Annotated in this window: 26 protein-coding genes; 4 read left to right on the top strand and 22 right to left on the bottom strand. The window is 61.6% G+C overall.

Annotation, left to right across the window (positions count from 1 at the left end; genetic code table 11):
- Position 1: 1 nt before the first annotated feature.
- Positions 2-1,030: a sialate O-acetylesterase gene (locus HAHE_RS04460; protein WP_338688948.1), complete on the bottom strand. Its 1,029-nt coding sequence runs from the start codon at positions 1,028-1,030 to the stop codon at positions 2-4.
- A gap of 112 nt (positions 1,031-1,142) precedes the next feature.
- On the opposite strand from HAHE_RS04460, the gene HAHE_RS04455 reads away from it, so the two are divergent.
- Positions 1,143-2,450 carry an arylsulfatase gene (locus HAHE_RS04455; RefSeq protein WP_338688947.1) on the top strand — a complete coding sequence of 436 codons (1,308 nt, stop codon included), beginning with the start codon at positions 1,143-1,145 and terminating at the stop codon, positions 2,448-2,450.
- Here HAHE_RS04455 and HAHE_RS04450 read toward each other — a convergent pair whose 3' ends face one another.
- From HAHE_RS04450 to HAHE_RS04395, 13 genes are all read right to left on the bottom strand, one after another.
- A complete protein-coding gene (locus HAHE_RS04450; RefSeq protein WP_338688946.1) occupies positions 2,451-2,870 on the bottom strand; it encodes a serine/threonine protein phosphatase in 420 nt (139 codons plus the stop codon).
- A 170-nt stretch (positions 2,871-3,040) separates the two neighbouring features.
- The gene (gene mgtE / locus HAHE_RS04445) at positions 3,041-4,441 is read right to left on the bottom strand and encodes a magnesium transporter (RefSeq protein ID WP_338688944.1); all 1,401 of its coding nucleotides are present in this window, start codon (positions 4,439-4,441) and stop codon (positions 3,041-3,043) included.
- Positions 4,442-4,507: 66 nt separating this feature from the next.
- Entirely contained in the window at positions 4,508-5,227 is a 720-nt protein-coding gene (locus tag HAHE_RS04440) for a hypothetical protein (protein WP_338688942.1), read from the bottom strand.
- Between the two features lie 82 nt (positions 5,228-5,309).
- Positions 5,310-6,116, bottom strand: a complete 807-nt coding sequence (locus HAHE_RS04435; RefSeq protein ID WP_338688940.1) for an FRG domain-containing protein — start codon at positions 6,114-6,116, stop codon at positions 5,310-5,312.
- 44 nt (positions 6,117-6,160) lie between these two features.
- Positions 6,161-6,514: an SHOCT domain-containing protein gene (locus tag HAHE_RS04430; protein WP_338688938.1), complete on the bottom strand. Its 354-nt coding sequence runs from the start codon at positions 6,512-6,514 to the stop codon at positions 6,161-6,163.
- A 32-nt stretch (positions 6,515-6,546) separates the two neighbouring features.
- Positions 6,547-7,335, bottom strand: coding sequence for an SIMPL domain-containing protein (locus HAHE_RS04425; RefSeq protein WP_338688936.1), 789 nt, complete (start codon positions 7,333-7,335; stop codon positions 6,547-6,549).
- Positions 7,336-7,471: 136 nt separating this feature from the next.
- Positions 7,472-7,849, bottom strand: coding sequence for a hypothetical protein (locus HAHE_RS04420; RefSeq protein WP_338688934.1), 378 nt, complete (start codon positions 7,847-7,849; stop codon positions 7,472-7,474).
- 86 nt (positions 7,850-7,935) lie between these two features.
- The gene (locus tag HAHE_RS04415; protein WP_338688932.1) at positions 7,936-8,556 is read right to left on the bottom strand and encodes a hypothetical protein; all 621 of its coding nucleotides are present in this window, start codon (positions 8,554-8,556) and stop codon (positions 7,936-7,938) included.
- Positions 8,557-8,870: 314 nt separating this feature from the next.
- On the bottom strand, positions 8,871-9,272 hold the full coding sequence (locus HAHE_RS04410) for a hypothetical protein (protein WP_338688930.1): 402 nt from the start codon (positions 9,270-9,272) through the stop codon (positions 8,871-8,873).
- Positions 9,273-9,439: 167 nt separating this feature from the next.
- Entirely contained in the window at positions 9,440-9,778 is a 339-nt protein-coding gene (locus HAHE_RS04405; RefSeq protein WP_338688928.1) for a hypothetical protein, read from the bottom strand.
- A gap of 296 nt (positions 9,779-10,074) precedes the next feature.
- The gene (locus HAHE_RS21720) at positions 10,075-10,371 is read right to left on the bottom strand and encodes a type II toxin-antitoxin system RelE/ParE family toxin (RefSeq protein WP_353415629.1); all 297 of its coding nucleotides are present in this window, start codon (positions 10,369-10,371) and stop codon (positions 10,075-10,077) included.
- Entirely contained in the window at positions 10,368-10,574 is a 207-nt protein-coding gene (locus HAHE_RS04400) for a hypothetical protein (RefSeq protein WP_338688925.1), read from the bottom strand. The genes HAHE_RS21720 and HAHE_RS04400 overlap by 4 nt, the downstream gene beginning before the upstream one ends.
- Positions 10,575-11,099: 525 nt before the next feature.
- Positions 11,100-11,624 (bottom strand): hypothetical protein, encoded by a 525-nt coding sequence (locus HAHE_RS04395; protein ID WP_338688923.1) that lies wholly within the window; start codon positions 11,622-11,624, stop codon positions 11,100-11,102.
- Between the two features lie 1,234 nt (positions 11,625-12,858).
- On the opposite strand from HAHE_RS04395, the gene HAHE_RS04390 reads away from it, so the two are divergent.
- Entirely contained in the window at positions 12,859-13,767 is a 909-nt protein-coding gene (locus tag HAHE_RS04390) for a reverse transcriptase domain-containing protein (RefSeq protein ID WP_343218203.1), read from the top strand.
- Positions 13,768-13,840: 73 nt separating this feature from the next.
- On the opposite strand, the gene HAHE_RS04385 is transcribed toward HAHE_RS04390, so the two are convergent.
- The 5 genes from HAHE_RS04385 to HAHE_RS04370 form a co-directional block, all read right to left on the bottom strand.
- Positions 13,841-14,410, bottom strand: coding sequence for a hypothetical protein (locus HAHE_RS04385; protein ID WP_338688921.1), 570 nt, complete (start codon positions 14,408-14,410; stop codon positions 13,841-13,843).
- Positions 14,411-14,563: 153 nt separating this feature from the next.
- Complete coding sequence (lepB, locus tag HAHE_RS04380) at positions 14,564-15,058, bottom strand: signal peptidase I (RefSeq protein ID WP_338688919.1); 495 nt, start codon at positions 15,056-15,058, stop codon at positions 14,564-14,566.
- Positions 15,059-15,703: 645 nt separating this feature from the next.
- Positions 15,704-16,168: a hypothetical protein gene (locus HAHE_RS04375; RefSeq protein WP_338688917.1), complete on the bottom strand. Its 465-nt coding sequence runs from the start codon at positions 16,166-16,168 to the stop codon at positions 15,704-15,706.
- Between the two features lie 155 nt (positions 16,169-16,323).
- Entirely contained in the window at positions 16,324-16,596 is a 273-nt protein-coding gene (locus HAHE_RS21675; RefSeq protein ID WP_343218196.1) for a zinc ribbon domain-containing protein, read from the bottom strand.
- Between the two features lie 1,706 nt (positions 16,597-18,302).
- A complete protein-coding gene (locus tag HAHE_RS04370) occupies positions 18,303-18,806 on the bottom strand; it encodes a hypothetical protein (protein WP_338688915.1) in 504 nt (167 codons plus the stop codon).
- A 115-nt stretch (positions 18,807-18,921) separates the two neighbouring features.
- On the opposite strand from HAHE_RS04370, the gene HAHE_RS04365 reads away from it, so the two are divergent.
- Together HAHE_RS04365 and HAHE_RS04360 are read left to right on the top strand one after the other, a co-directional pair.
- Entirely contained in the window at positions 18,922-20,310 is a 1,389-nt protein-coding gene (locus tag HAHE_RS04365) for a sulfatase-like hydrolase/transferase (RefSeq protein ID WP_338688913.1), read from the top strand.
- 144 nt (positions 20,311-20,454) lie between these two features.
- Positions 20,455-22,020, top strand: coding sequence for an arylsulfatase (locus HAHE_RS04360; RefSeq protein WP_338688911.1), 1,566 nt, complete (start codon positions 20,455-20,457; stop codon positions 22,018-22,020).
- 9 nt (positions 22,021-22,029) lie between these two features.
- Here the strand turns inward: HAHE_RS04360 and HAHE_RS04355 are convergent, their stop codons facing one another.
- From HAHE_RS04355 to HAHE_RS04345, 3 genes are all read right to left on the bottom strand, one after another.
- Positions 22,030-22,632: a CDP-alcohol phosphatidyltransferase family protein gene (locus HAHE_RS04355; protein WP_338688910.1), complete on the bottom strand. Its 603-nt coding sequence runs from the start codon at positions 22,630-22,632 to the stop codon at positions 22,030-22,032.
- A complete protein-coding gene (locus tag HAHE_RS04350; protein ID WP_338688908.1) occupies positions 22,629-23,402 on the bottom strand; it encodes a metallophosphoesterase in 774 nt (257 codons plus the stop codon). The genes HAHE_RS04355 and HAHE_RS04350 overlap by 4 nt, the downstream gene beginning before the upstream one ends.
- Positions 23,403-23,486: 84 nt before the next feature.
- Positions 23,487-24,290, bottom strand: a complete 804-nt coding sequence (locus HAHE_RS04345) for a DUF1206 domain-containing protein (protein ID WP_338688906.1) — start codon at positions 24,288-24,290, stop codon at positions 23,487-23,489.
- Positions 24,291-24,329 lie beyond the last annotated feature (39 nt).

The raw sequence follows: 24,329 nt of genomic DNA, 5'->3' as shown, positions 1-24,329 counted from the left end.
GCTACGGCTGCATTTCCAGCAAGGCCTCGGCGAAGGCCTTGCCCATGCGGACGTGCCAGATGGCGCTGCCGAGGTAGTGGTAGCCGTGGTCGGAGCCGGTCTTCTCCCACTCCTCGAAGTTGTCTTTCCATGTCGGGTAGAGCGCCTCGGCGGCCTTGTCGACGAGCACGTCGGTGCGGACCGCCTTCACGTTGCCCTTGAATTCGGAAACCTTCTCCATCGCGAGCTGGGCCTCTTGGATCGTCAGCATCGCGCCCTTCGGTTCCTTGGATCCGTTCTGGCCCATCACGCCGATCACAAACGGCAGTTCGGGGGACTTGAGGTCCTTCCGGACGTCTAGGATGAAGTGCTTCATGTTCGACTCATACTCGAGCTCGGCACCGCCGTACTGGTCGTTCCACCCTTGGAACCAGACGAAGCCCGCGAGTTCCGGTTCGTGTCCCTTCAGTTCGGGAAACAGGGAGTCCTTCTCGTCGAGCACCCGCTGGATGTTCTCCAGCATGTTGCGGTAGTCGGCGCCATAACCCTTCTTGATGTCTTCCATCGTCGGAAGCGGATCCTCGCGCTTCCGCTTCTCGTTGTTCTTCCGGACCTTCTCTTGGGCGTTCTTGAGTTCCTCTTCGAGCTTTGCGGTGTCCGGTAGCCCGGCCGACGGCGGACGGAACGGCTTCTGGATCGAGCGTCCGCCCCACGCCGTCTTGATGAGCAGGACGGGTTCGTCGAAATATTCGCCGAGCACCGTGCCGAGTTCGAGTTCGACGCCCGTACGGTCGCCCGAACCGTAGCCGACGGTCAGCCCGCCATGCCGTCCTAGGTAGTCGATGAAAACGTCGTCGCGCACGGCCCACCCGTCATCCTTGCGGAGTTGCTTGAACAGGTCGGCGGTCTTCGGATCCGTCGCCTGATGGTCGATCAGTTTCCGTTGGACCTTGCCTTCCATGTTCGACTGGCCGGCGAGGATGAACACCTTCACCGGCTTCCCGAGGACGGGAAGCGCGAGGAGAAGGGAGAGCAGAATGGTGGGCTTCATATCGCGTCGGATACGCCGGACGGAGTCGGGCCCGATCGGGGAAATGCGTCGAAGTTCCCCTTATTTGCGCCGCGAGGTGTAATATTCCGGCTCGGGGTGCCATACTGTGGTCATGCGTCCGTTGCTTTTGCTCCTCAGCCTGCCCGTTCTCGCCACCGCCAAGCCGAACATCATTTTCATGCTCTCCGACGACCTCGCGCAGGGGGACGTCGGCGCCTATGGGCAGGAGCTGATCCTGACGCCGACCCTCGACCGGATGGCGAAGGAAGGGACGCTCTACCAGCAGGCCTACTCCGGCACGAGTGTCTGCGCGCCATCCCGCAGCTCTCTGATGACCGGCCTGCACATGGGGCATTGTCCGATCCGCGCCAATCGCGAGATCCAGCCGGAAGGCCAAAAGCCTCTGCCGGCCGAGACGGTGACGGTCGCGCAACTACTGAAGAAGGAAGGCTACGCGACCGCCTGCACCGGCAAGTGGGGGATGGGGATGTTCGACACCACCGGCAGCCCGTTCAAGAAGGGCTTCGACCGGTTCTTCGGATACAACTGCCAGCGTCACGCCCACAGCTATTTTCCGAAGTACATCTACGACAACGACAAGCGCGTGCCGCTCGATGGCAAGACCTATGCGCAGGACCTCGTCCAGAAGGCCGCCCTCGATTTCATCCGCGACAACAAGGAGGGACCGTTCTTCCTCTTCTACGCGATGACCCTGCCGCACGGCCGCTACGAGATCGACGACCAAGGGATCTACAAGGACAAGGACTGGAGCGAGAAGGAGAAGAACTACGCCGCGATGGTGACGCGCCTCGACCATGATCTCGGTGAAGTCCTCGAGTTGCTCGAGGAGCTGAAGATCGCCGACAACACGCTGGTGATCACGGCCGGTGATAACGGTTCGTCCTTCGCTCCGTCGTCGGACATCGGCAAGCGCTTCAACCAGACGATGGACGGCAAGCTGCGCGGCTTCAAACGCGGGATGTATGAGGGCGCGCTGCGTCAGGCCGCCGTGGCGTGGTGGCCGGGCAAGGTTCCGGCGGGCCGGGACACCGACGAGCCGTGGGCGTTCTGGGACTTCCTGCCGACGGCGGTCGAGCTGGCGGGCGGCAAGCTTCCCGACGGTTTCGAAACCGACGGCCACTCGCTGGTCTCGTTTCTCGAGGGCGGGGATGCACCTGAGCGCGACTACTTCTACTGGGAGCTCCACGAAGGCCGGAAGCCGAATGCCATCCAGGCAATCCGCTTCGGCGACTGGAAGGCGGTGAAGAACGGATCGAAGGCCAAGGTCGAACTCTACGATCTCGCCAAGGATCCCGGTGAAAAGAACGACCTCGCCGGGGACAAGCCGGACCTCGTGAAGAAGGCGGTCAAGCTGATGGCGAAGGCGCGGGTCGACGACCCGGCTTGGCCGATGAAGTGATCACTCGGAAGGGATCGTCCCGGGCTCCGGCGGGTTGGCCGGGTCCGGCAGGATGTCGGCGAGTTCGAAATCGATGATGCAGAACCGGCCAGACTTGGCGTCGTAGGTGATGTTGCGCCGCTCGGCATCGAGGTGGCGCACGCCGTAGTGGTTCTCGAGATCGGCGAAGAGTTGCAGCGCGCGTTCCTTGCTGATGCTTCCAGCAGTCTCGCCACAAGAAGTGCTGACGAAGTAGTTCTCCTCCGGGTGCTCTTCAAGCAGCCGTGGGACGTACGGGCAGCCGCGTTCCTCCAGCACCTTCAGCACCTTGACTTCGGTCGCGTAGCGCTGGTCGGCGTCGGTCCCCCGGAAGCGCTTGTGAACGCGCCCGGTCCAGTCGAGCCGGACCTCGGCGCGGATTCCATCTTTCAGTTCCCTCATGATCGGCAGCTTGCTCGTGTGGCGGAACCGACTTTCCCATGGTGGGGGGTGAACCGCAAAGACGCAAAGGCGCGAAGTTCTCCATCAAGGACTTCGAGATTCGTCTGTCCTTTGCGTCTTGGGGCCTTTGCGGTTCCGGAGTTCAAGATTTCCGACAGTTGGGGGCGTTTTCAAAGCCCCAGCAGCGCTTGGGCGACGGTAAAGTAAATGACCATGCCGGAGACGTCCACCAAGGTTGTGATGGCAGGTGCGGCGACGGCCGCGGGATCGAGCCGGATGGCCCGCGCGCCGATCGGTAGCAGGGCGCCGATGCAGGTCGAGGTGACGACCTGGGCCGAAAGCGCTGCCGCCACCGTGGCGCCGAAGAGAAGATAGCTGACGCCCTCCGGAAGCTGCGGCCGGAATGCCGGTAGGATCAGCACGGTGATGGTGGCGATGGTCAGGCCGAGGAGCAGGCCGAGCATCGCACCGAGCCGGAGTTCCTTCCACAAAACCCGGCTCGCGCTGCCCGGCCCGAGCTCGCCGAGGGACATCGCGCGGATGACCATCGTCGATGCCTGCCCGCCGGTGTTGCCGCCGGATGCGACCACCATCGGCAGATAAAGCGAGAGCAGGAACACCTGCATCAGCGTGTCCTCGAAACGCATCATGACGTAGCCCGACGCGATCGCCAACAGAGCCAGGCCGAACAGCCAGACGAAGCGCCGTTTGAAGTGCGTGAGCACGGTGCTTTGCAGGTAGCTTTCCTCGGCCTGCTCGCCGACGATACCCGCCTGCTTCTCGATGTCCTCGGTGCTCTCCTCCTGGAGAATCTCCATCGCATCGTCGTGCGTGATCATCCCGAGCAGGTGGTCGAACTCGTCAACCACCGGAAGCACGATCAGGTCGTAGCGCAGCAACAGGTTGGCCGCTTCTTCCTGGTCGGCGGTCGCCAGCACGCGCTGCTCGGGTCCGACCTCCGCCATGATGTCTCGGATCGGGGTGTCCCACGTGTTGAAGGCCAGATCGCGGAGCCGGACGCGGCCGATCAGGTGGCCGCGCGCATCGACCACAAACAGCCGCGCGAGCGTCTCGGTGTTCTCTTGGTCGCGGCGCAGGTGGTCGATCGCCTGCTTGACCGTCATCGAGGCGAAGATCCGGCCGAAGCGGGTCGTCATCCGCCCGCCCGCGGTGTCGTGCTCGTAGCGCAACAGGCTGCGGGTCAGTTCCTCGTCTTCGGGTCCGAGCAGTCCGAGAAACCGCAGCCGCGGCTCGTCACCGACGGCCTGCAGGATGTCGACGCGGTCATCGTCGGACAGTTCGCGGAAGAGGATCTTCAGCTGGCCGGGGCCGAAGTGGTCAAGGGCCTCCTCGATCATCGAATCGGGGAGCTGGACGATCATGTCGGCCGCGATCTCGGGGCCGATCGACTTCAGGAAAACCTCATGCCGTTCGCTTTCCAGCTCCTGATAGACCTGCGAGAGGTCGGCATAGTGCATCGCCCCCGCGATCGAGAGGATCGCGCTCTGGTCCTCGGCCTCGAGAGCCCGGACGAGCTCTTCGGCAGGGGGGGTGATGGTTTCGTCCGGCATGCCCCGAGCATGCCTGCGACCCTCGGTCCCGCGCAAGCCCGGTAAGGTGGCGGCAGAGTGACGGACTCAGTCGCGCCCCGGACGTTTGGCGGCCACCGCCTTGCCCCGGATGTTGATATAGAGGTGGTCGAGATCGAGATCCCGTGCCGATTCGTATTCCGCGAGGTTCGCGCACCGGGTCACGATCAGCTTCTTCAGGTTGGGAGCGATTTCCGCGATGCCTTCGAGACTCGTCAGGTTGCGGCAACAATGGAGCTGCAGCTCGCGGAGATTCGGCAGAGCCGGGAAACCGCTCAGGTCCGCCGGGTTCGACCAGTTGATTTCGAGCCTTTCGAGCGACGTGGGCAGGTGCAGATCCGCGTAGCTTTTGCTCTTCGGCTTGAACCGCCAGAGGTCGAGTTTGACGAGCTTGGTCAGTTTCTCGATGCCCGAATCCCTTGTTCGCGTATGCCACGACATTCGCTCCAGTTCGGGGAATTTCGAGAAGTCGATCGGAGCCCGCCTTTCGTGAACACCGAAGTGGCGGAGGCGCTCCAAAGCATAAAGCCCATCGATGTTCTTCAGGTCGATCGCCCAGAACCAGACCTGCTCGGTTGCGGGAATCCGCTGCAGGAAATCGAGGTTGTCCTCGAAGAAGCTGAAGCACCGGCTTCCGAACACGCCTTTCAGTCCGCGCCTCGCGACCTCGTCAACGCACTCATCGACCATCCCGGACTCGATTCCGAGCGAGTGGGTGATTCCGAGGTCCTCGGTTTCGAGAAACCTGCCGACACGTTTGATGGGCATGGTCTTGTTCCGGTAAGCGTCAATGTTTGAGCCAGTTGCTCTTGTCTCTGAAAGGGCTCGGCTTTGGGCGGCATTTGCCCGTTCACCTTTTTGGGGAATACCACCGACGCAACCAGTCCGAGAGCCCGTCGAGTCCCGGGAAAAGGACTCGCTCCGTGATGTTGAGTTGGTCGAGTCGGTCTCGATACTCCCACTTCTTGGCTGCCGGAATGATGATCTTTGTGGCTAGTCCCCGCTTTTTTGATGTCCAGTTCTGGAGCCACACATCAAGTGGCTTGGACACGTCCGAGAGGAGAGAGAATAGGGCGACCTGATTGACGATCCTCTCATCCACCGAAGGAGGCTCGAAGAATAGCACGAATGGATCTTGATCTCCTTCCTTTCGATGGAACTCGTCCAACTTCGGAAATGATTCCTCCAAAGTTCCAATTGGAAACACGTTCGCCCGCAATGCTGCGAGGGAATCGCCAAGCCGAGAGGGAAGGAAGCTATGGATCAGCGGAACATTGAGACACCAAACCGCTGCGTCCCGATCCATCTGGGACAGATCGCATGTCGCGAAATGTAGGGCGACCAACGGGGAGAAACTCCAATCCAGCAGTCGGGTCGGAAGCCCGAAGTGCTGACCAATGGTGATTCGACGCCACTCGGAGCCCAAATCGTCACGCTTCGAATACTTCTCGAAATTCCGCAGCAGCGCCTGCTCGACGGTTTCAAGTGTTTCTCTGGAATGCCTCAAGCGCTGCAGCGACGTGAGAAGCTGGAAACTTGAGTCTGAAAGCCCTCGGAAGACATAGGGAGATCTGTACCGGTCGAGCGATTTATCCAATGAGTTCTTGAATACCGCCGTGTTGAATTTGGTCCAAGTGTCGGCAACGACTTCGTTCACGATTGATCAAGGTTGATGTCAGGGGAGCGGCGGCGCCGCATGCGTCATGAGCGCCCAAGTTTTCCGCGTTGGGTTCTCAGCTTGAAGTAGGAAATCCACCAGAAGACCGAGGCGATGACCCAGAGGGTCATGATGACGAGTTTGAGAGTGGAGGGGTTGAGGAGCACGGAACATCCGCTCAGCACTGCGGCCGTGGATGCGAGAATTCCACCGAGCAGCTGGGTCTTCGCCTTCTTGCGGATCTTCTCCGACTCTTCCCGAATTGGATGGGGAGGAAGTTGGGCGTCGGGATCTTTCCCGGACAGCACCAGCGCCTTTGCCTGCTCGAACTCCGCAGGGGACAGATCACCGCGATCTCTGAGCGAGGTCAGCTTTTCGATCTCTGAAGCAATGTTCATCTCTCCAAGGGTTACCGGAAGTGCGGGATCCGCTAGCGGGTCGGTGTCTCGGAATTCGCTGCGGGTTTCCCGCCACCCTGCCCGGGACCTGCTGCGGAACCCAGACGGTAGAGCACGTGGACCGAGGCCCGAACTTCGATCGTGGTCGGCACGAACACCGGGACTTCGTCGCCGGAGCCGATCGGCGGAAGGAGGGCCGACCCGGCGCTGACCGAACCGTAGTATCCGAAGCCGAACTGATCGGACAGGGTCGTCAGATTCTGGTCGGAGACGGCAAACACATCCCCGAGCTCCGTGCCGACACCCTCGCACAACAACTCCGCCTTCCGCTTTGCATCCGCGCAGGCCTTCGCCATCAAGGTCGCTTCAAGTTCGTCCCGCTTGGTGGTATCGAAGTCGCTCGAGACTCTCGTGACATGGTCGGTCGCCATGATCAACCGGACCACCGCGGTATAGCGGGCGATTTCGGAGACGGTGACCTTCACCTCCCGGGAAGCATCGTAGCCGATAATCTTGAGCCGCTTGTAGTCTTCTCCCTTTTCGCGGACGGCCTCCTTCGAGAGGTCCGCCGCCACGAGGTCGTCCTTGCCGACACCGAGTTCGACGATGCCGTCCACGAGCTTCGTCAGAACCTTGTTCACGGTCGCGACGGCCACTTCCGAACTCGCGTCATGGCAGAGCACGGTGAAGCGAATCGTGGCCTCGTCGGGTGCGACCTCTTCGGTGGCCGAGCCACGGACCGCCGTGAACGGAAAGTCGGGGATCGGGCTGGCGGCAAGCTGGGCGACCGCAGTGAGTAGGAGAAGGAATGGTCGATACATCGTTGGGTTTCTCGGGAATGTGAGGATCTTGGTGGCTCGAACCCCTGTGACTCCGGCAGCACACCTCGTTTCCTACCAACCCGGCCGCGCGGCAACAAGAACGCGCTGAAAAGCCTGTCGCCGCCCTGATCAACGTTCAGTCTCTCGGCCGGAGTCTCGGCAGCCAAAGCAGGCCGATCAGGATGACGGTGAATCCGAGCCATTCCCCGATGATCGTCACCCTGTCGTCCGTGAAGCCGTACGAAATGGCGTCCACCACCAGGCCGATACCGAGAATCAGGGGAACGCCGATGGCGACTCCAAGCACACGAGAGCGGGGGAGTTCGCCGACCCGGCATCCGGTCAAGGCGGACGTGAGCGTCACGATGAGGAGCGCGATGGCGAGGGCACCACAGAACCACGGAACCGTCTCGTTTGCAGGATCGCTCCAAAGGCTGAAATCGCTGGTGACCGCGGCCGCCACAAGGAGCAGTCCGGACGCGGCCAGTAGGGTGACGGATTCTCGTATCGGCATGGAACTCTGTGGCAAAGGTCGGAGTGTTGGCACCCGCTACCGCGGGCACCCATCCGAAGCAGCCCTAAGGATCGCGGTCACGGGTGTCAATCTGCCTCGGGCCGGTCGGTCGGCGGATCATCTCCGGTTGGGCTGGCTCCCCGGTCTGTGTCTCGGGGCCTCGGCAGCAGGTCGTATTCCCTGGCGGAAGGCAGGCCGATCAGGATCACCAGCGTGCCCGGCTTCATGCAGCGCAGATAGAACGGGTCCGGCATTTCTCCCGAAACCGACACCATCACCGGGGTGTCCTCTTCAAGACGCTTCATGGCTTCTTCGCGATCGAGCCGCTTGCCACCCAGATCGACCACCCGGTTCTGACTCCGTTCGCTCAACTGGGTCGCCTCGGAGTATCCCATGGCGATGTCCATCGTGACCATCTCGACCTCCGCCTCGATCTTCGTCCATTCGATCTTCGGTCGCTCTTTCCCGACGATCTCCCAAACCACCTTCGGGGCGCTCAATCGGACCGACCATGCATAGTCCCTCGAGTCATCCGCGTCTTTGGGCACGAACGCCGCGAGCCCGGCAAGAGGTGCCACTCCGCGTGGCGTTGCGGTCAGTCCCTCGCCTTCGGATGGAAGGGGATCACCGGCGAAAACGGATCCAACCAACAGGAGGGTCCCCATGCCGCTTGCGACGATGATTCCACGGGTTGCGGTCTTGCTCATAGGCTTTCTCTACACTGACGAAGTTCGCTGCTTGGGAAAAGAACATGTAAATTCCGCTCCGGGTGAACGGCCATGATGCTTTCGGCGCATTCCGTCAGTCGGAATACTCCACCCGGTAAAAATGCTTCTCCCCTGCGGCGGGGAACTCCGCTTCCAGGGTTTGGAGGCAAACGTCCTCGTCGATGACATTAAGGGAAAACACCAGACAGGCCAGTATCGGTGGCTGACGAGGGGTTTCATGCTGACCATGTGGACCGCATGGGATTCATCGCCGCTGCTTCCTGTCGTGCATGCGGGCTCTTCGATGGAGGCCGCTACTCGGGCAAAATCTTCGGTAACCAGGTTCTCCAAGGGTTGGACACCTGGGGAAGGTCCTCGGTCCAGCCGCGCTCGATGCTGGTGATGGTATGCCGCGAACCGTCGTAGTCGATGCGCAGCCGGGGCGTTTGATCCCGGGAATTGAGAATCGTGACCGACGTCTCGGTCCTGATGACTTCGGCGGGAGAATCCAATGAGCGATGTCCGGGGCAATTGTCGTAGGCGCGGGTCTCGGCGAGAAAGAGAAAGATCTCGTGACCACCCATGCAGCGTAAACCGATGTCGAAGTTCCCGTAGAGCGGCCGAGCCCGGGATGCGGCAACCCATCGCGGGATCAGGTAGACGGATCCTCCGAGCAACGCGATTAGGGAGAACGCAGCAATGAGGGGTCCTTTCATGGGTTGTGCGAGTTGAGACGTGCCGGTCACGCCTCCTAAAAAGAAACCAGAGAAGCTTGCCCATGACGATCCCGATTCGCTCCGGGTGCTGCCAGTGCAGGTGCCCCACGGGCGTGCCGGATCAATCACTGAACGGTTCGATCGCTGCCGCGCCGCGGTTGGTTTGCCTAGCGATTCAGGAAAAAGGACAAAGACAGGAGCAGCGCCCCGAACGCCAGGATTGGCACAAGCGTCAGCCCCGCAACGAATCCCCAGATCCCTACCGACTTCGGGCCGTATCGGATGGCTCCGAGATGCAGGCCGAGACCGATGGCGATGAACGTGATCGGCAGAATGGTTTCCGCCACACCTCCGCCGCCGAGAAAGTCTTCTGCAGCGATCGCGCCGCCGGGATAGAATGCCAGAACAATGGCAGCGGCGTAAGCCAACAGGCCGAAGCGTGAGAACCTGCGTCCCCGCAGCATCCGGTCGGACTCGGCTTGCTTCTCGGTCCTAGCGGGTTTCATACATCAGCCATGTTTGCTGGGCTAGCGTCGAGGGCCGGTCACGCCGTGCCTGTAAGCAGGCTGCAACCTATGATGATGAGAGTTTTTCACGGGGGACAGCTTGGATGGTATCCTGACCTTGTCCGCGAAGTCCGGGTGAAAATCGCCGCGTCATCCGGCCTTCGCACACACTGAGCGTTAGACGCGCGAGCCACGCCTTTTGGGAATCAATCAGATCCGGCTGCGTTCAGCGAGTCCGGTCCAACACGGCCGCTGATCGGCGTCGATCCTCCCATGCAGCATTCTGGCCGCTTGGTCTATTGTCGGCGGCTCCCATAGATTGGACTGCGTGAATGGTGTCGCACGACGGTTACCTTGACCTGGGAGTCAGTCGTCCGAAACAGGAAGTGGTAAGGGAACTTCTTCAGGTTGGAGCGGCGCCGTCCACTCGGATCAAAATGGTGGCGCTTTGGAAAACTTCGGGCGTAGTCGAATGCCTCGGTCAGCTCTGTCCAGAAATCGTCAGCGAGTGCTTCAGAAATCGCTTCGTAGTAATCAAGAATCTCGCGAATCTCCTTTTGAACGGCGGAGTGGAAGAGGATTTCCCTACTCATCGCCCGACGGCATCGCGGAGTTCGTCAAAGGTAATGAACTCTGCGGTGCCGGCGTCGATCTCGGCTTCTCGTCTGGCGACCTCTTTATCATCGGGGCCAAGAGGAGCACCCCGGAGATTCGCGAGAATGTGCGCGACCAAGCCGGATTGGTCCTCTTCGGAGAGCCGATCAACTTCTGGGAGCACCTCAGCCAAGGTCTTCATGCGATCAGTCTCAGCGAAACCTCAGGCGGTGTCAATTTTGGAGCGAACGTTGAAGGGCAAGCGAGGTGACCGGCTTACGCCGGTGGCACGGATTCCGTGCCCCAGCGCAAGTGTGCAACGAGGAACCTTGGCGATGCACTTCTAACTTGAAGCTGTCCTTGTTTGTTTCGCGCGCAGGGTCAGACCGAAGTCGACGAAGGATTAACCCACGTGAGGTCTGCACGTGTGAGCTGGTCATCGAGTGACCATTCCTGCGGCCGGGCTTTGGGGTTGAACCACGCGCATCCACTCTCAATCCACTTCTCCCGGTAGGCTGGAGTATCGTCGTAACCGAACTCGCAACCACAACACTCGCAGATCCAGAATGAGCCCCTCAACTCACTCCCAACGATCCCCTCGTCCGTAAGAAGGTGGCCACAGATCGGGCAATGGGTGTAAACCCTGTCGTTTTGCTCATCCTTCATGACCTAAACGGGAAAGCCGAAGCTTCGATTCTTCTGCCGAACGGCGAAGGACAGGCGACCGCTACCGGGAAGAAGTCTCCGCCTTGGGTTGAGGTTTCTCACCACCCTCCAAATCCGACTGGGGGCTGGTAGCAGGTCGTCCAGCGCCGCCTGGTTCTGCCTCTGGAGCTTTTGGTTTGAATTCGCCTCGGACGCTCGAAATCACAGGAACGCCGGAGCCATATTCAGTCAAAGTCGCAGTCAATCCATTCGCTGTGGACTCGATGATCAACTGACCGCCCGCAAAAAGCCCCTTGGTCAGTCGGTAGACGCGCTTCTTGGCATCAGCATTCGCAACCTTTCCGACGATACCGGCCGGCATGATCTCGACCGCCTTCCGGTCCTCGGTAAATCGGACGTGTAGGATGCTGCGCTCCTTTACCGCCCGATACTCTTTCTCGGGGATCGCGTCGCCGGGGAGGCGCACCTCCGGACGCTTGGCTTCATGCGTCAGAATCAGGGTGTATTCCGTCGAGGCAAGTGGCAGTGACTCCGAGGCAAATGCAACTGATGCCAGCAGAATGGGAAGCAGGGCTATTCGCTTCATGATCCTAGGATAGGATAACCCGCAGCGCTGTCTGTAAGGAGTTCGTCAAATCTGCTCAGTCCCTCCCACTTTTTTTATGTGGCAGAACGTTAAAGGACACAGAACCCCTGACCGGGGGCGCGGCTTCGACTGCGGGTTGAGGTTGTGGTGGGCATGACGGCTAGAACTCGCGGCGGGTCAGGGGTTCTGTGCTCCGACTTGTGTGTGCCCAGCATGGGCACGTTGTAAATGGGGTTCAAGTCCCCTGTAGGAATACCAGAACATGAAACGAAACTACTACCAGAGGCCAAGTGCGCGAGGGCGACCGGACGCATGAAGGAAGGCTATGGGAAAGCTGTGAGTCGATGGACAAGAACCGCATAGAAGGCCGACACGGCGCGCCGAGGTGGCACAACACACCGAAGGCGTCTGGTATGCCCGTGGAGGTAAATGCGGCGGCAGTGCAGCAGAGCAACGTGCCATTACCTGGGGAGATCTCATCCGCATCAGTGGGTGAGAAGTCAGCAGAGGTCGTAGTAGTCGGAGAACGAGCCGGAGCGTGATGAAGCGCGGCAAAGTTGCCGGAAGTCTCGGCCGATGAAGGACCGAACCGATGAGGAGGGTTTCGACCCCGTGGCGGACGCCCCAGCCGACGACGCCGGTAGGCGAGGCATGGACGGGAGCCGCCGCGGAGGGAAGCATGGAGACCCTCAAGCAAGAGACATGACCGAAGCGGTCCTCGACCCGGAGAACCTGGCCGGAGCGTGGCGACGCGTGAAGGTGAACAAGGGTGCGCCGGGGATCGACGGAATGACCGTCGACGACTTTTGCCCTCGTTCCACTCACGCCATGCCGGTCAGTGGTTTCCTCCTCCGGAAACCAGCGAGGGAAAAGGTCGGCAAGCCGACCGCCGCATTCCGCGTTCGCGCGGGCGGAGTGGCCGAGGATCGCCGAAGCCATCAGGGATGGCACCTACCATCCCGCACCCGTCCGACGGGTGTGGATCCCCAAACCCGATGGGACGAGGCGTCCCCTCGGGATCCCGACGGTACTGGATCGGGTGATCCAGCAGGCCGTCGCGCAAGTGCTGGGTCCGCGCTTTGAAGCGGACTTCAGCGAACATTGATTCGGGGGCTCCGCCCGCCCCCTCACCCCTTCGGGGCTGCGCTTCGCTCCGTCCAAAGCGCCTACAGGCCTTCGGCGCTTTTGCCACGGCTACCGGCCCGGCCATTCCGCGCACGACGCGGTGGCCGAGATGGAGTCCGGCTGGACGGAAGGCCGCCGCCACGTCGTGGACTGCGACCTGAAATCGTTCTTCGACACGGTCAACCACGACCGGTTGATGGAAGCGCTGCGGGAGAAGGTCGGGTGTCGCGTGACGCTCGGGCTGATCCGTCGCTACCTGACCGCCGGGGTGGTGCTGCCGGACGGCACGCGGGAGGCCACGCCCCTCGGGGTGCCTCAAGGCGGGCCGCTGTCGCCTTTGCTCGCCAACATCGTGCTCGACCCGCTCGACAAGGAACTGGAGGCACGCGGCCACAAGTTCGCGAGATACGCCGACGACTTCCTTGTCATGGTGAGGAGCGCGAAGGCGGCGGGCCGGGTGATGGCAAGCCTGGCCCGCTTCTGCGAAGGACGGCTCAAACTGGTGGTCAACCGCGCCAAGAGCCGCTGCACCCGGCTGGGCTTCTGCGAATTCCTCGGCTATGCCATGGACCGCAAGGGCCGGCTGGTGTGGACGGACAAGGCGCTGCACCGCTTCAAGGAGCGCGTGCGCGGGATCACCCGACGCAACCGGGGCCACGCCGTGCGGGACGTCATCGGCGAACTGCGCCGGTATGTCCTCGGCTGGCTCAACTACTACAAGCTAAGTAACACCTACACGGTGATCGAACGGCTTGCGGAATGGGTCAGGCGAAGGGTGAGGTTGTACTACTGGAAACAGTGGAAGCAGCCGCGCACGCGGCGTCGACAGCTTCTCGCTCTGGGCATTGACCCGGCGGAGGTGCACAAGGCGTCGCGGAGCCGGAAAGGCTACTGGCGGATGAGCCAGATGTCACTGGTGCGACACGCACTCAACAATCGTTGGCTTGAGGAACAAGGGGTGCCCGACATGAGGGCGACATGGATCAAGCTCCACTACGGGCCACTGGCCCGGGTCTGATCGGAACCGCCCTGTACGGACCCGTACGCAGGGTGGTGTGGGACCGGGGAGCTAATCACTCCCCGGGACCCGATTAGCCTTGTCGTTTGTCCGGGATGGCCAATTGATTCGCCAAGCGCTCGAACTCGTCAAAGAAGGATTCCTGGATGCCCTGAACGAGTTCAGTCATCTGCTCGCAGCACTCTCTCGCAATTCGGGTCATGCCCGGAAGACCGTCTAGATTGTTATCGAGCAGTAGCCTGTGAACGGTCTTGTTACGGACCTCGGCATTGAGGCGACGACAGGCGCTCAGCAGCTCCTCCTTGTGGTTGAATTCTTGGAGGCGGGCTACCCGATCGATCAACTGCCCAAAAGTGATCCTCTCGGGTGTAGAGTAGGCGATCTCAGTCGGGAAGATTCCGAGTGCACATTCAAAGTGGCACCAATAGTCGATCACATGAAGCCACTCCTCGACCAATTGCTGATAAATCAAAATCGCGGCGATCTGATCCTCCCGCCGCCCTGATGCCGTCGCTTGATCCGCGAACTGGATCATGTCGAGGTAGAACGATCCATGCCGGAAATCAGGCCAAGCTCGGTGCTCGATCTGGCTTCGTAACTCCGAGAAGCCCCAATTGGTGAGAGCTGTGACCGCAACGGGCATATTCTTTGGGCTAACGTTTGAGGACAGGCGGCGCCGGGCCTTAAAGCGGCGCTCCCGAACTCTGTTGAAGGCAATGAATCACCAAAACCGATTTTCAACAAGGCCGCTGGTAGGCGTCGTCCTGCTCCGACTTGTTGGCCTTGGTTGGTCTAGCTACTTGCCCGCAACCTTGCCCAGGATCTTGGCTTCATCGAGCCCGCCCCAGTAGCGACTGTCCAGAGCGTTATCAACGTTGTCGCCGAGGACAAAGTAGCTCCCGGCAGGGATCTTGAATGGGAACGACACCGGACCCGGTGCTGCAGGACTCAAGTCACCATCAGGGGCGTGGAAACCTGCTATCGCTACGTGGGCTGGACGCTCCACAAGCTCTCCGTCGATCAAAAGGGATCCGTCGCGGAAGTTGACAGTCTCTCCCGGCAAGCCGGCAATCCTCGACGCCCAACTACCACCACTTCCGGTGGGTGCCTCGAACAACACAACGTCCCATCGTGCAGGCTTCGAGCCACGGTATGCTGCTGGCTCGATCGTAATCAGTTCGCCTCGCGTGATTGACGGCTCCATGCTCGCCGATTCGTATCGCAGCTCGCTCTTGGTGCATGAAGTGATCAGGCCCGATGAGAGAATCGCGGCCAAGGTGCAAAGGCGCATCGCAGGGGAGTCTAATTTTTGGGCCAACGTCTGAGAAATGGCGATCCCGACCCTCATGGCGGGGCTCCGATTCTCGTTGACGGATTGAACCACCAAAACGGAAATTCAACAAGGCCGCTGAGAGGGGTCGCCATCTTCGGCTTGTTCGATTTTTTAGTCCTTCGTGCCCTGTCCGAGCATTCTAGGCAACAACTCTGCTACGCCAATATCGTGCAGGAAACCGTGCCCGAACACTGCAATCGATAGCGATGTGCAGAAGGCAATGGTGAAGGGCCACATGAAAGCTCCGCGCCTGCTCATCGAGCCACCGATGAGTGAAGGCCCGACCGAGAAAAGGATGATCGCGTGAAACAGCATCCAGTCCGATGTAAGGATCGAAACGGGTGCTAGAATCGAAAACCAAACCCAGAGTCGTCGCCATCGAAATCCTTGGCTAGCTGGGGCTGGTGCGGTTCGACCTCCGAAATCAGCCGTCTCTTCGGGACTGAGATCCGATTGCGGGGTCTTCATTTTCGATCGAACGTCTCAGTGAAGACGCGCGAAGGCAAGGCCGCGCGCCGAGGAATTGGAAACGGTGCTAGTCGCCGGTGAGGCGTTCAACAAGACGGCGGTTGAGCGTCGATCTTCCATGCCTTGTTCTGCCATCTATTCTTCGTCGGTTGAGTCTTCGATGCCATCGAGAGCGTCTTGCAGCAGCTCCTTAAGCTTCGGATGCTTCCCGATGACTCGGGACGGGCCCTCCACTCGTTCAAGGGCGTCTCCGCTCATACGTGCACGGGTAATCTGAAATCCTCGCTCCTGCATCTCCACGACGTAGAAGAGCTCGTCGCCAATCCGGACCGCGAAGTAATCGACGATGACATCCAGGAGGGCTGGCGGCTTCACACCCGGAGTCGAAAACGCCTGACGAACTAAGCCCGCGCTCTCGGCATCGAGGGTTCTTGAGCCCTTCAGTTCGTAAAACCGCGAATCGCCCTGCTTCTCCGTGAACTCAATCTTGAGGACGGTGATCTCGTCGTCAGCTCGCCCGCCGAGCGGTGTGGCAATGCCTGCCGTCATCAACGACAGGGTGGTGGCTAAGAGAACCAGCAATGGCTTTAGAATCCGCATTCCCGGCAGAACGATAAAGTGGTGACGCGCCCCTACAAGCTGGAATGCCGGCCCAGGTTCGCTCTCGTGTGGCGGATGGAGTTCGACTCGGACGCTGTGAGGCGTCGCCACCCACGGCTTGTTCTGCAAATTTTTCTTCGTCGGCTCCAGTGTTGCTAGACCGACCGTTCGGAAGGCGTTTCAGCGAACAATTCGATGTGCTTGCACTTCTGACAGACTAAGGCGCAAGCGGAACTGTTGAGCCAATCCATATTCATGAAGCTCATGCCACTGGTGTTCATAAGCATCTCTCGACGATCAAACTCGTCATGTCGACAGATCGGACAGAGGAGAGGATTGTCTCCCACCTGAAATCGCGTCGCTGGGGTTACTAGCGACTTGGCTACGGCTTTAAGGCCCGCTCCAATACCTCCAATGGTCTTCTTCATGGGTGCGTCTTTCCAGCAGAACGTCGAAGGTGAGACGCGCTAGCCGCGCCTGCGAGAAATCAATCAGATCCAGCCGCGTCTGGCGATTCCGATTCAACACGGCCGCTGACCGGCGTCGATCCTCCACCGGCTTGTTGGGCTTATTCAGATTGCTTGGGCGCTTCCTCTTTCGGGCGTCCGATCCAGATTCGGTATGTTGCGTCCCCTCGTTCGAGCATCACGTAGCTGGCAGGAGCAACTGAAGCCGCTACGTAGAACTCGAAGTGCTGCGACGCCACTCCCTCCTTGTCATTGGTTTTCGGAAGTAGCGGAGCATCGGCGAGATCCAGACCCGAGCCGTCCCGGAGGTAGATCCTAGCACTCTCGAAGTTGACGTCGGTCGCAGCCGACCCTCGAAACTCAAGGTGGTATACCCCCTCATGACCCCAACATAAGATTCCGGGATCCGTTGTCCGAGTATCCTGAGTGCTACCCGTGGCCTGATAGATCTCGACCACTGAGGGCTCAACGGCGCCAGCCCAGCTTGCCAGCACGCCCCACGCTACGATCCCGAATACTGGTCCTCTCATATTCTGCCCAACGATAAAGTGGTGACGCGCCCCTACAAGCTGGAATGCCAGCCCCGGTCCGCTCTCATGTGGCAGATGGAATCCGGCTCGGACGCTGCGAGGCGTCGCCACCCACGGCTTGTTGTGCTTGGACGGTTTGGTGCCTTGCCGGACCGCTCCGCAACGCTCGCGAAGTGTCCACGCCGCGTCGCCGATGCCCACACGGGGATGGCCTCCCGAAGCTGATGCGACGCCCCGGGCTGCGCTGGCGAATGATGAAATCCGTCCGCCGCGAAATCGAACGGCAGAACCACGACGCCGCCCGGTCAGCGGTATGCCGGTGATGCTCCGAACGATCTCGGCCTGCGTCGGTAAAGTGCCCGAGCCCGATGCCACTTCCGATCCACCTCGATCCGTCCCCCAACAGGATCATCGACCCCGGAACACGGAGGTCCTATATGCTGCACAACAGTATTTATTCATACCCACCCGAGGGTTGATATCCGGGAGGTGATTTGAGGGAGGGTGGGCTTGGAGGTCCTGATGTTTCAAGGAATTCCTGAGCTCGGAGGGGTGATATCAGGGTTGGGGAGTGGGTGGGATTTCGGCGGGACGGTCCTTGCTGATATCACCTGGTCCTGGGATGGGGGAATCTGATCCTCGGGGTGCGGCTGACGGCCTGGGATGCGAATCAAGGCTGCGCCTTGATCTGAGAAGTGCGGCTGTGCCGGAAGATGAATGACCCAGGGTGCGCTGCGCTTACCCTGGGCTATAGGATGAAGCCCCGATGGGGCAGTTGGAGTCGGTGTGCCTTCGGATCTCGGTCGCTTCGTCACACGGAGGATACCGGTATCATCGCGGTCGCTCCGTTCTTGGTTCCCGATGTCCTCCTACTTGCACATGCCGGTTTCACAACCGGCGCTCCACTTCCAGCCCCTGGCTCCTCACCCCTGACCCCTCGGTTCTTCGGCGTCGACGTGGGTTCAGCCGAATAATGCCGATTTCATTAACCGGCGCTCTTTTCGCGGCTACTGACCACTGGCCACCGACCACTGATCACCGGCTCGGCCTGACGGAAGATGCCGGTTTCATAACCGGCGCTCCATTTCCCGACCACTGGCCCCTCGGCCCTGACCCCCGGCGGATGCCGGTTTTCGCTCAACCCGCCGGGGTGACCGGCTTGGCTCGGGGGACCTTCTTCTTGTGCTCGCGGAGGGCCTTGATGATCCGCGGGGCGGCGCGGATGCGGAGGTCGATGCGGTCGGACTCGTCGCGGGTCCAGGCGATCGAAAGCGTGTCGGTGGTCCCTGCGGTTTCGACGGTGAAGGTGGCGACGCGTTCCTCGTTCGGCTTGCTGCCCTCGGCACGCTCCTGAAGGCAGCGGACCTTGTCGTCATCGAGACCGCTGTCGACCTGTTCGCGGATGCACTCGACGAGGAACGGCAGGTATTCGGTCTGCGTACGGATCCGGATCGCGGGGCGCGGGGCGTACTCGGACTCCAGCTCCGACAGCATTTCCTCGGAACTCGCCTCGCCAAGGCGGTCGAGGCGTCGGGAGCAGACCCGGCGCATCCACCAGGCGAGAAGCATCGCCACCGGCCAGCCGATCAGGACCGCGAGGACCAGGAATCGGCCGAGATGGTCGGGGGCATCGTTCATCATCCGGCAGAATAGCGGTAGTCCCGAGCGAAGGGAAGGAGGGATGTCGCGGCGCGGGGTGTCGGGGGTTGTTTCCGGCGCCTGAAAGGCGCCGCTCCCCGGGTCCCGTATCGGCGGGATGCGATTGCTGACGATCTTTTATCTCGCCTGCCTTCACCTTGCCGCCGCGGCCGAGCGGCCGAATGTCGTGCTGCTGATGGCGGACGACCTCGGCTGGGGCGATGTCGGTTTCAATGGCGGGAAGATCATCGAGACACCGTCGCTCGACGCGATGGCGGAAAGCGGGATGGTGTTCGAGCGGTTCTATTCGGCGGCGCCGGTGTGTTCGCCGACGCGCGGCTCGTGCCTGACCGGGCGGCATCCTTTCCGCTACGGGGTCTATTTCGCCAACAAGGGTCACCTGAGGGCGCCGGAGATCACGCTGCCCGAGTTGCTGGGCAAGCTCGGCTACGCGACAGGGCACTTCGGCAAGTGGCACCTCGGCACGCTCTCCGCCGAGTTCTCCGGAAAAGGGAAAGGGCGGGCACCGGAGAAGAATCACATGACTCCCGGCATGGCGGGCTTCGACCAATGGTTTTCCACCGAGTATTCGGTCGCGACCTGGGATCCCTACGACCCGAAGAACAAACACGGAGGCGGCGAGTACGATACCCGCCGTTTGTTCTGGCACAACGGCGAGAACGTCACCGAGCCGCAGAAGGGTGACAGCGCCCGGATCGTGATGGACCGCGCGGTGCCGTTCATCGAGAAGGCGGTGAAGGCGGAGAAGCCGTTCTTCACGGTCATCTGGTTCCACGCGCCGCACAGTCCGGTGGTCGGCGGTCCGGAGTATCGCAAGCGCTACGCCGAGCACCCGGTGCCGAACCAGCACTACTACGCCTGTGTGACCGCGATGGACGAGCAGATCGGGAGACTGAGGAAGACGTTGCGGGATCTCGGCGTGGCCGACAACACGCTGGTGACCTTCTGTTCCGACAATGGTCCGGCGCGGCAGGGGGATGCCGAGCATGTCGGATCCCCGGGGCCGTTCCGCGGATTCAAGACGACCTTGTGGGAAGGCGGGGTGCGTGTCCCGGCGGTGATCGAGTGGCCGGGGAAGATCGAGGCGGGCAGTCGCACGAAGTCGACGGCCGTGACCAGCGACTATCTGCCGACGCTGTTGGACATCGTCGACTTGCCGGTGCCCGAGGACCGGCCGATCGACGGCATCTCGCTGCTCTCCGTGTTTGAGGGCAACGATGCGCCGCGATCGGAACCGATCGGATTCCAGTCGAGTCGCCAGCGGGTGTGGATGGACGGAGACCTCAAACTGATCACCACCAACGACGGGAAGAAGTGGGAGCTGTATGATCTTGGCAAGGATCCGTCGGAGAAGACCGACATCGCCGCCGAGCATCCGGAGAAGGTCAAGGCGATGACCGAAGCGCTGGACGACTGGCGTGCGAGTTGCAAGCACTCCGACCAGGGCGGGGACTATCCGAAGGCTGAGAAGGCGGGAGGCGAATGAATCGATTTCCAAGGCTAGAGAATGGAACCGCAAAGACGCCAAGATCGCAAAGAAGAGGAAATCCAAAGTTCGTGGGTCGAGGCTTTGCGTCCTTGGCGTGTTCGCGGTGAACCCAATCGCGGCAGACGATTTGTAACTGTCGGTATGAGTCGCCCGCCACGCATGGTTACCGCGATCCTCGGTTCGATCATCCTGTCGCTGGGTTCAGCCTTCGCTGCCGAGAAGCCCAACATCGTCCTGATCAATGCGGATGACCTCGGCTACGGAGATCTCGGTTGCTATGGCGCGACCAAACTCAAGACGCCGAACATCGACCGGCTCGCGACGGAGGGCCGGCGATTCACGGATGCGCATTCGCCATCGGCAGTGTGTTCGCCGTCGCGCTACGGACTGCTGACCGGCAGCTACCCGCTGCGCAAGAACCTGTGGGGGCCGGTTCCGCTTCGTGAGCCGCTGACGGTCGAGGTTGGCAGCATGACCTTGGCGTCATTGCTGAAGGAGGCGGGCTACGACACCGCGTGCTTCGGCAAGTGGCACATCGGGTTCGGGGAGAAGGAGCCGGACTGGAATGGCGAACTGAAGCCGGGGCCGCTCGAGCTGGGCTTCGATACCTACTTCGGCATCCCCTCGGTGAACAGCGGACCGCCGTTCGTGTACGTCGAGAACCACCGGGTTTTCGGAGCGGACCCCGAGGACCCTTTCCAATACGGCAAGCCGTCGGTCGCCAAGCGGATGCCGGAGAAGGGCGGCTACGGTGCGATCGGTGGTGGCGAGGCGGCGCACAAGCTCTACGTCGACAAGCGGATCGGAACCACGCTGAAGGAACGCGCGGTCGATTGGCTGAAGGGACGGTCCGACGAGCGCCCGTTTTTCCTCTATCTCGCGACCACCAACATCCATCACCCGTTCACGCCGGCCGACCGGTTCGTCGGTACCAGCGAGTGCGGCCGATACGGCGACTTCGTTCATGAATTGGACTGGATCGTCGGCGAGGTGCTTGCCGCGGTCGAGGCGCGCGGGGCGACCGACAACACGCTGGTCGTTTTCACCAGCGACAACGGCGGCATGCTCAACGTCACGGCGCAGAAGGCGTGGAAGGCGGGGCACAGGATCAATGGCGACCTGCTGGGATTCAAGTTTGGTGCGTGGGAAGGCGGCCACCGGGTGCCGATGGTCGTCAGGTGGCCGGGAAAGGTTCCCGCCGGGACCACATCGGACACCCTGATCAGCCAGATCGACCTGCTGGCGACCTTTGCCGAGATCACCGGCCGCAAGCTGAAGGAGGGCGAGGGGCCCGACAGCATCGGCCAACTGGAGAATCTGACCGGGGCCAGCCCGAAGCCGCTGCGTGAAACGCTCGTGATCAGCCCGAACAGCCCGAAGCACCTGGGCATCCGCCACCGGCAATGGGTCTACATCCCGCAGCGCGGGTCGGGCGGGTTCCAAGGTAGGAAGCCGGGCGAGCATCTGCTCGCCGGACCGCCGGGTCTGGCTTTCGCCGGCAGGCCGAACTCCGACATCGTCGACGGCAAGTATCGTGCCGACGCGCCGATGGCCCAGCTCTACAACCTTGAGGAGGACCCGGCTCAGAGCACGAATGTCATCGCGGATCACCCGGAGGTGGTCGCGGAGTTGGAGACGATCCTGAAGCGCTACCGTGCGATGGTTCCGAAAGGACCTCGGATCGGTTGGATCAATCTGAAGCAGTGATGGATGATCTCACATCCGCCTGCGGATCCGGATGAAGCCGGTGATCGCCTTGATCCCGAGCGCGGCGGAGGCGATCCACAGTGCGGTGTCGAGACTGCCGGGCAGGAAGTAGAATTCGACTGCGAACCAACCGAAGATCACGAAGCGTGGCCGGAACAGCCAGCTGTAGGGTTCGTTGAGGGCATTGCGGACGAGGGCGAAGCCGACAACGAGTGCGTAGAGGAAAACGTAGAGCCCGCCCGGCCATGCCGCAGCGTGGCCGCTCTGGACCATCGCCAGCGTGCTGGCTGTCACGACGAGCTGGTCGGCCATCGTGTCGGTGAACGAACCGCGGTTCGACGCCTGCCCGCGGAATCGCGCGAGCGGTCCATCGAGACCATCGAGCATGACGTGGAGTGCGAGCATCGCCAGGGCAAGTCCGGGCAGGCCGAACATCACCGCCGGCACGAATGCCAGCCCGGCGAGCAGGGACGAGAGCGTGATGTGATTGGCGTGCAGGCCGGCTTCGGCGCAGCGTGCGAGCATCGGGCCGAGCAGCTTGGCCCGGCATTGCTGCGACCATTCCATGAAGCGGCCTTCGCCGCCGGAGTAGCAGGTGACTTTCGGTTTCATGGTCGCAGGGCGGATTGTCGAGGGGAGGAGAGCGACCACTCGAAGCGCAGCGGTTGGAAGCCCATGTTGCGGATGGCCGAGCCGGTGTTGGAAAAGAGTACGCCGCGGTGGACGAGATCGCGGAAGGGTCGGTGGGTGTGGCCGAAGTAGCAGTGACGGATTTCCTCGGTCCATCCGGGGGTCACCTGATCGAGGTGATGGGCGACGCGCGCCGTGGTGATCGCCTGGCGGAAGTAGAGATCGTGAAAGCGGTGGCTCAGGCCGAGGGCGTCAGCAACGTCGTAGAGCCTTGCGGCCGTCGGTCCGCGCTGGTGGTCGCGGCTCCATGACTTGCGGAAGCGCGCCAGCTTGCGGGCGTCCATCTTCTGGTTGGCGCAATCGCCGTGGAGGAAAAGCAACTCGCCGAGCCGCAGCCGGTGCTCATGGCAGTGAAGGCGCGGGTGATCTCCGGCCAACCGTTCGAGACCCTCGTGAAACGAGATCACGCAATCGTGGTTGCCGAGGACGAAGTGAACGTCCCAGCGCGGCTGCCTTTCGAGAAGCGAAGTTAGCCATTCGAGCGCCGCGTCGACCGTGGCGCTTTCGGACGGCAGCTGCGACCAGCGAAAATCGAAGGTGTCGCCGTTGAGGACGAGCGAGTCGATGTCTCCGGCTTCCGCTTCGAACTCCGCGAACAAGCGGTCGCCCCGCGAGCGCCGGGCGAAGAGATGCAGGTCCGACACCACCGCGCCGGAACGGCGGGCGGGCATCGGAGTTTCGGAATCGGACATTCCGCCGATTGAAACACCGACGGGGGCGGGGGAGGTATCGAAAATCCTTTGTCAGTGATCGACAGGATCGATCAAGTCGGGCGGTCAGCGGACCGCCGAGTGCCGCCAGCGACCGTAGATCGCCAGGACCTCGCAGTAGATACCGTAGCAGACCAGTCCGATGGCCGTGAGACCGAGCAACCACGGTCCCGACTCCCAGCCCGAGAGCGTCTGGAGGGCTTCACCCATTCCCTTGGTCTGGCTGGGATCGCTGTTCGTCGCGGCGACGATCAGGAAGAAACCGATGAGCGGAAAGATCACGCCCCGGGCGATCAGTCCCATCTTCGCGATGCGTTCGATCCACTTGCGCTTGGTCGCGGTGTAGCGGTCCAGCGTGAAGCGGTTCGCGTATTTCCCGGTGAGCGCTTTCACCCATTGGTAAATGCCGGCGCCGATGATTCCCAAGCCGACCGCGCCGACGAGCAGGGCGCCGCCGGGCATCGAGAGAGCCTTGGCGGTCAGGGATTCTTCGGTCCCCGATCCGCTACCGCCGACTCCCATGAGTGCGTAGGCGGCCAGTCCGCAGTGAACGAGTCCGCTGCCGAAGTAGCCGAGCCTTTTCGCAATGCCGCTGCCGTCCTGACCTTCCGAATGGATGTCGGCGAAGGCGCCGAGCAGCCGGTAGATGCCGTAGGCGAGAAGGCCGACCCCGATCAGCACGAGCAGAATTCCACCCCATGCCGTCGACCCGATTTCCGAAAGCGCGCCCTTCGGACCTTCAACCGAGCCGCCGGTTCCGAATGCGGCCATCGCGGCAAGAACACCGACCGCTCCATAAACGATGCCCTTCGAGGCATAGCCCGTAGTCGCCAACTTGGAGATCCATCCTTTCTGCTCGGTCGTGTTCATGCCGACCTTTCCAGCAAGGCGCGTGCAAACGCCCGATCC

The sequence above is a fragment of the Haloferula helveola genome, from assembly GCF_037076345.1.
GTDB classification, from domain to species: Bacteria; Verrucomicrobiota; Verrucomicrobiia; order Verrucomicrobiales; family Akkermansiaceae; genus Haloferula; species Haloferula helveola.
This window is presented reverse-complemented; position numbering and strand designations above follow the sequence as displayed.

What these genes read in the sequence shown, in the direction of transcription:
- HAHE_RS04395 (WP_338688923.1), bottom strand. Translation starts at nt 11,624, where the DNA reads ATGAAGCGAATAGCCCTGCTTCCCATTCTGCTGGCATCAGTTGCATTT.
- HAHE_RS04365 (WP_338688913.1), top strand. Translation starts at nt 18,922, where the DNA reads ATGCGATTGCTGACGATCTTTTATCTCGCCTGCCTTCACCTTGCCGCC.
- HAHE_RS04425 (WP_338688936.1), bottom strand. Translation starts at nt 7,335, where the DNA reads ATGTATCGACCATTCCTTCTCCTACTCACTGCGGTCGCCCAGCTTGCC.
- HAHE_RS04450 (WP_338688946.1), bottom strand. Translation starts at nt 2,870, where the DNA reads ATGAGGGAACTGAAAGATGGAATCCGCGCCGAGGTCCGGCTCGACTGG.
- HAHE_RS04345 (WP_338688906.1), bottom strand. Translation starts at nt 24,290, where the DNA reads ATGAACACGACCGAGCAGAAAGGATGGATCTCCAAGTTGGCGACTACG.
- HAHE_RS04360 (WP_338688911.1), top strand. Translation starts at nt 20,455, where the DNA reads ATGAGTCGCCCGCCACGCATGGTTACCGCGATCCTCGGTTCGATCATC.
- HAHE_RS04455 (WP_338688947.1), top strand. Translation starts at nt 1,143, where the DNA reads ATGCGTCCGTTGCTTTTGCTCCTCAGCCTGCCCGTTCTCGCCACCGCC.
- HAHE_RS04420 (WP_338688934.1), bottom strand. Translation starts at nt 7,849, where the DNA reads ATGCCGATACGAGAATCCGTCACCCTACTGGCCGCGTCCGGACTGCTC.
- HAHE_RS04400 (WP_338688925.1), bottom strand. Translation starts at nt 10,574, where the DNA reads ATGAAGACCTTGGCTGAGGTGCTCCCAGAAGTTGATCGGCTCTCCGAA.
- HAHE_RS04410 (WP_338688930.1), bottom strand. Translation starts at nt 9,272, where the DNA reads ATGAAAGGACCCCTCATTGCTGCGTTCTCCCTAATCGCGTTGCTCGGA.
- HAHE_RS04415 (WP_338688932.1), bottom strand. Translation starts at nt 8,556, where the DNA reads ATGAGCAAGACCGCAACCCGTGGAATCATCGTCGCAAGCGGCATGGGG.
- lepB (WP_338688919.1), bottom strand. Translation starts at nt 15,058, where the DNA reads ATGCGCCTTTGCACCTTGGCCGCGATTCTCTCATCGGGCCTGATCACT.
- mgtE (WP_338688944.1), bottom strand. Translation starts at nt 4,441, where the DNA reads ATGCCGGACGAAACCATCACCCCCCCTGCCGAAGAGCTCGTCCGGGCT.
- HAHE_RS04350 (WP_338688908.1), bottom strand. Translation starts at nt 23,402, where the DNA reads ATGTCCGATTCCGAAACTCCGATGCCCGCCCGCCGTTCCGGCGCGGTG.
- HAHE_RS04405 (WP_338688928.1), bottom strand. Translation starts at nt 9,778, where the DNA reads ATGAAACCCGCTAGGACCGAGAAGCAAGCCGAGTCCGACCGGATGCTG.
- HAHE_RS04460 (WP_338688948.1), bottom strand. Translation starts at nt 1,030, where the DNA reads ATGAAGCCCACCATTCTGCTCTCCCTTCTCCTCGCGCTTCCCGTCCTC.
- HAHE_RS21720 (WP_353415629.1), bottom strand. Translation starts at nt 10,371, where the DNA reads ATGAGTAGGGAAATCCTCTTCCACTCCGCCGTTCAAAAGGAGATTCGC.
- HAHE_RS04355 (WP_338688910.1), bottom strand. Translation starts at nt 22,632, where the DNA reads ATGAAACCGAAAGTCACCTGCTACTCCGGCGGCGAAGGCCGCTTCATG.
- HAHE_RS04430 (WP_338688938.1), bottom strand. Translation starts at nt 6,514, where the DNA reads ATGAACATTGCTTCAGAGATCGAAAAGCTGACCTCGCTCAGAGATCGC.
- HAHE_RS21675 (WP_343218196.1), bottom strand. Translation starts at nt 16,596, where the DNA reads ATGAAGAAGACCATTGGAGGTATTGGAGCGGGCCTTAAAGCCGTAGCC.
- HAHE_RS04440 (WP_338688942.1), bottom strand. Translation starts at nt 5,227, where the DNA reads ATGCCCATCAAACGTGTCGGCAGGTTTCTCGAAACCGAGGACCTCGGA.
- HAHE_RS04375 (WP_338688917.1), bottom strand. Translation starts at nt 16,168, where the DNA reads ATGCGGATTCTAAAGCCATTGCTGGTTCTCTTAGCCACCACCCTGTCG.
- HAHE_RS04370 (WP_338688915.1), bottom strand. Translation starts at nt 18,806, where the DNA reads ATGATGAACGATGCCCCCGACCATCTCGGCCGATTCCTGGTCCTCGCG.
- HAHE_RS04390 (WP_343218203.1), top strand. Translation starts at nt 12,859, where the DNA reads ATGGAGTCCGGCTGGACGGAAGGCCGCCGCCACGTCGTGGACTGCGAC.
- HAHE_RS04385 (WP_338688921.1), bottom strand. Translation starts at nt 14,410, where the DNA reads ATGCCCGTTGCGGTCACAGCTCTCACCAATTGGGGCTTCTCGGAGTTA.